This window comes from Corynebacterium sp. HMSC068H04 (assembly GCF_001811255.1).
GTDB lineage: Bacteria > Actinomycetota > Actinomycetes > Mycobacteriales > Mycobacteriaceae > Corynebacterium > Corynebacterium hesseae.
This window is the reverse complement of the sequence record NZ_KV804018.1, coordinates 1-271: the sequence shown is the minus strand read 5'-3', so window position 1 is coordinate 271 and position 271 is coordinate 1. Positions and strand designations below refer to the sequence as shown.

Below are 271 nucleotides of genomic sequence, written 5' to 3'. Positions count from 1 at the left end.
CTGCCTGGTCACTGCCCGAAGGCCACATCAAAGCAGGTCTGCGCGCTATCCACCGGCTTGATAGCCTGCCAAAAGTCAAAGCCATACAAGACACCTTGTGCCTGCTCGACATCGAGTCCTTGATTGCTATTGACCAACCCATGTCGGCCCTGACAGCCCTGACGGATGAAACCCTGGATTTTATCGACACCATCCTGGCCGACTTCTTCACCCCCACTAAGGCGAATCAGGCTTTTCCCACCCGCAGCCAAATCAGACGCAAAGTCCGCGA

1 pseudogene is annotated in these 271 nt (G+C 55.7%); it reads left to right on the top strand.

The features are described from left to right. A pseudogene (locus tag HMPREF2792_RS12875) lies at nt 1-271 on the top strand (HNH endonuclease); the annotation flags it as partial.